The sequence below is a fragment of the Thauera sp. genome (genome assembly GCF_035444905.1).
Lineage (GTDB): Bacteria > Pseudomonadota > Gammaproteobacteria > Burkholderiales > Rhodocyclaceae > Thauera.
Map to the genome: position 1 here is coordinate 1 of NZ_DAOMPS010000114.1, position 4,279 is coordinate 4,279.

Below are 4,279 nucleotides of genomic sequence, written 5' to 3' on the forward strand. Positions count from 1 at the left end.
ATAAAAAACGCTTCTCCCACGAATTGTCCGCACCGCCTCGCCCCTGCACAAGACGATCCGGCCCGGCCCCACACAGCAAAGGAGTCCGCAACATGAACGAAAACACCCGCTTCGATGCCGACGTCGTCGTCGTCGGCGCCGGCCCGGTCGGCCTCAGCCTCGCGAGCATGCTCGGCCTGCATGGCATCAAGACCATCCTGCTCGAGCGCGGCGACGAACTCATCGACTATCCCCGCGCCGTGGGCATGGACGACGAGTGCCTGCGCACGCTGCAGGGCATCGGCATGGCCGAGGCGGTGCTGCCGCACCTCACCCCCTATCACTGGATGCGCTTCGTCACCAAGAGCGGACGCTGCTTCGCCTCGATCGAACCGCGCACCGACGAATTCGGCTGGTCGCGGCGCAACGCCTTCAACCAGCCCCTGGTCGACCGCGTGCTGCTCGACGGCCTCAAGCGCTTCGACAACGTCGACGTCCGCATGGGCAGCGACGTGCTGCGCTTCGAGCAGGACAATGAGGGCGTCAGCCTCGACGTCAAGCGCAGCGACGGCACGGTCGACACCCTGCGCACGCGCTGGCTGGTGGGAAGCGACGGCGGCCGCAGCCCGATCCGCACCGCGCTCAACGTCGGCTTTGGTGGTTTCACCGACACCTCGAAGTGGCTGGTGGTGGACGTGCGCAACGACCCGCTCGGCGTCCCCAACATCTACATGCACTGCGATCCCTCGCGTCCGTATGTGTCGGTCGCGCTACCCGATTCGATCCGCCGCTTCGAGTTCATGATCTTCGAGAACGAGACCGAAGAGGAAATGACCCAGCCGCACAACATGGCGATGCTGATGGCCAAGGTGCTGCCCCCGGGTGTCGACGCCACGACCCTCGACTACATCCGCAAGCGCGTCTACACCCACAACGCGCGCATTGCCGACCGCTGGAAGGTGGGCCGCGTGATGCTCGCCGGCGACGCGGCGCACATCATGCCGGTGTGGCAGGGCCAGGGCTACAACACCGGCATGCGTGATGCCGCCAACCTGGGGTGGAAGCTCGCCTACGTGGTCAAGGGCATCGCCTCCGAGAAGCTGCTCGACACCTACCAGTTCGAGCGCCCGCCGCACGCCAAGGCGATGATCGACCTGTCGGTCACCGCCGGCCGCATCTTCTCGCCGCGCAATCCCGCCGTGGTGGCGGCGCGCGACTTCGCCACCTGGGCGCTCAACCTGGTGCCGCCGGCCAAGCGCTACTTCACCGAGATGCGCTTCAAGCCCATGCCCAAGTACGAGACCGGCCTGGTGGTGAGCGAAGCCGAGGTCAACACCGAGCCCGGCTTCAAGCAGCTGCTGTGTCAACTGGCGCGCAAGACCCCGCTGCTCGGCCGTCTGATGCCCGCGAAGCGCGTGGGCAAGAACTCGCCGGTCGGCAAGCTCTTCATCCAGCCCAAGGTGCGTACCCGCGACGGCGAGGTCAAGCTCCTCGACGACGTGCTCGGCAGCGGCTTCGCGCTGGTGTGCTGGGGCGTGGATCCGAGCTTCTGGCTCAACCAGAAGAGCCGGGACATCCTGGCCGCCCTCGGCGGGCGCATCATCACCGTCAAGCCGGTGGTGCAGATTCAGCGCGACCGCGACATCGGCCCCGACGCCATCGTCGTCGGTGACGAGCAGATGCGCCTCAAAGAATGGTTTGGCACCTACCCGGGCGCGGTGGCGGTGATCCGCCCCGACCGCTTCGTCGCCGGCCTCGCCTACCCGGTCAAGATCAACGAACTGCTCGCCCAGATCGCCGACAAGATGGGCCTGAACGTGAGCCAGGGAGCCGCCTGATGCAAGCCCGCCTGCAGTGCCTGTCGCACACCCCGCTGAAAGGCTACTTCGATCCCGAGGCCGCCATCGTCAAGGAAGTGGCGGCGCTGGTCGGAACCCTGCGCGCGGAGGTCGAGGTCTTCGACCCCGAGGTGATCTACCTGTTCTGGCCGGATCACCTCAACGGCTTCTTCCTCGACCTGATGCCGCAGTTCTGCATCGGCATGGCGGCCGAATCAGTGGGTGACTACCAGACCTCCGCCGGGCCACTGAACGTGCCGCGCACGCTTGCCGAAGCCTGCGCCCAGGCGGTCGTCGATGCCGGCATCGACCTCGGCTTCTCGTACCGCATGCAGGTCGACCACGGCTGCGCCCAGCCGCTGGAAGAGCTCACCGGCGCCCTCGACCGCTATCCGGTGGTGCCGATCTTCATCAACTCGGTGGCGCCGCCGGTGGTCAGCTTCCAGCGTGCCCGCCTGCTCGGCGAGGCCGTCGGCCGCTTCGCCCGCGCGCAGGGCCAGCGCGCGCTGTTCATCGGTTCCGGCGGCCTGTCGCACAACCCGCCGGTGCCGCAACTGGCGACCACGACCGACCCGGAAGTCATCGCCCGCCTGATCAGCAACCGCAACCCCTCGCCGGAAGCCCGTGCCGCCCGCCAGGCGCGCACGATCGCCGCCGCCGAGGCCTTCACCGCTGGCACCAGCACCCTGCATCCGCTCAACGCCGAGTGGGACCGCAAGCTCATGGAACAGCTCGCCGCGCGCGACTGGGCGGCGCTTGACGCCTACCGCAACGCCGACATCACCGCCGACGCCGGTGGCTCGGCGCACGAGGCGAAGACCTGGGTCGCGGCGGTGGCGGCGATGGACGCCGCCTGCAGCGGCGCCTGGCAGGCCGACGAACGCTACTACCGCGAGATCCCGGAGTGGATCGCCGGCTTCGGCGCGCTGAGCGGCCGTTCGCAATGACCCACCGCATCACCCCCCGACGCAGCTTCGCTACACACCGCAACATCCTGACAATCAGAGAGACCAGGAGATGAAAATGACGCTTCGCATCAAGACCCTCCGCATCAAGACTCAACTCGCCGCCCTCACCCTCGCCCTGACCGCCGGCCCGGCGCTGGCCGACATCAACGTCGGCGTCGTGTTCTCGCTCACCGGCCCGGCCGCCTCGCTCGGCGCCGAGACGCGCAAGGCGATCGAGTTCATGCCCGCCACCCTCGGCGACGAGAAGATCAACTACATCGTCCTCGACGACGCCACCGACCCGACCAACGCTGTCAAGAACACCCGCAAGCTGGTCGGCGAGAACAAGGTCGACGCCATCATCGGCCCCAACCTGATCACCAACGGCATGGCCATGGTCGACGTCGCCAACGAGGCCAAGGTGCCGATGCTGTCGATCGCGCCAATCGACCCCGCCGCCGACAAGCGCGCCTGGGCGTTCCGCGTCGAGCCCACCGCCGACATCATGGTCGGCCGCGTAGTCGAGGACATGAAGGCCAAGGGCGTCAAGACGGTCGGCTTCATCGGCTTCTCCGACTCCTGGGGCGAGCTGCTGCTGAAGGCGCTGACCCAGACCACCCAGGCCGCCGGCATCAAGATCATCGCCACCGAGCGCTACGCCCGCACCGACACCTCGGTGACCGGCCAGTCGCTCAAAGTGCTGTCCGCCCGTCCGGACGCCGTCTTCGTCGGCGGCTCGGGCACGCCGGCCGCCCTGCCGCAGACCACACTGCGCGAGCGCGGCTACAAGGGCCCGATCTACCAGTCGCACGCGGTGGCGAACAAGGAGTTCCTGCGCCTGGGCGGCAAGAACGTCGAAGGCGCGCGCCTGCCGGTCGCGCCGGTGCTGGTCGCCGAGCAACTGCCCGACGGCCACCCCAACAAGGCCGCCGGCGTGGCCTTCCTGCAGCAGCTCGAAGGCAAGCTCGGCGCCGATTCGCGCTCGACCTTCGCCGGTGCGGCCTACGACGCCGGGCTGCTGCTCGAAAACGCGATGAAGGAAGCCATCAAGACCGCCAAGCCGGGCACTGCGGAATTCCGCGAAGGCATCCGTAAGGGCCTCGAAAGCACCAAGGGCCTGGTCGGCGTCAATGGCACCTACACCCTGAGCGCCGAGGATCACGGCGGCTACGACCCGAAGGCGGTCGTGCTGATCGAGGTCGCCAACGGCAAGTGGTCGCTCGTCAAATAAGCAACCCAACGCATGCGCGCGGCCTGCCGCCTGAGGCAGGTGCGCGTATTTCCCATGCACTCCCCCGGCAGACGCCGCATGCCGCTCCCGTTACGGGTGCGCTTGCGGGGCAGCCTCATGCTGCGTGCGGGGTGGAGCGAAGGAGGACGAGATGGATTCAAGTGTTGCACTGATCCTGGGCCAGGACGGCATCACCAACGGCGCGATCTACGCGCTCCTGGCGCTGGCGCTGGTGCTGGTGTTCGCGGTCACGCGGGTGATCTTCATCCAGCAGGGCGAGTTCG

3 protein-coding genes and 1 pseudogene are annotated in these 4,279 nt (G+C 67.7%); all 4 read left to right on the forward strand.

Annotation, left to right across the window (positions count from 1 at the left end):
* Positions 1-92: 92 nt before the first annotated feature.
* Positions 93-1,817 carry a bifunctional 3-(3-hydroxy-phenyl)propionate/3-hydroxycinnamic acid hydroxylase MhpA gene (gene mhpA / locus PLC66_RS22205; protein ID WP_324544362.1) on the forward strand — a complete coding sequence of 575 codons (1,725 nt, stop codon included), beginning with the start codon at positions 93-95 and terminating at the stop codon, positions 1,815-1,817.
* Positions 1,817-2,764 (forward strand): 3-carboxyethylcatechol 2,3-dioxygenase, encoded by a 948-nt coding sequence (locus PLC66_RS22210; RefSeq protein ID WP_324544363.1) that lies wholly within the window; start codon positions 1,817-1,819, stop codon positions 2,762-2,764. The genes mhpA and PLC66_RS22210 overlap by 1 nt, the downstream gene beginning before the upstream one ends.
* Positions 2,765-2,840: 76 nt before the next feature.
* On the forward strand, positions 2,841-3,995 hold the full coding sequence (locus tag PLC66_RS22215) for an ABC transporter substrate-binding protein (RefSeq protein WP_324544364.1): 1,155 nt from the start codon (positions 2,841-2,843) through the stop codon (positions 3,993-3,995).
* 151 nt (positions 3,996-4,146) lie between these two features.
* Positions 4,147-4,279: pseudogene (locus tag PLC66_RS22220) on the forward strand (branched-chain amino acid ABC transporter permease); the annotation flags it as partial.

Excerpts from the sequence above, each read along its gene's own strand:
- mhpA (WP_324544362.1), top strand. The coding sequence starts at position 93 with ATGAACGAAAACACCCGCTTCGATGCCGACGTCGTCGTCGTCGGCGCC.
- PLC66_RS22210 (WP_324544363.1), top strand. The coding sequence starts at position 1,817 with ATGCAAGCCCGCCTGCAGTGCCTGTCGCACACCCCGCTGAAAGGCTAC.
- PLC66_RS22215 (WP_324544364.1), top strand. The coding sequence starts at position 2,841 with ATGACGCTTCGCATCAAGACCCTCCGCATCAAGACTCAACTCGCCGCC.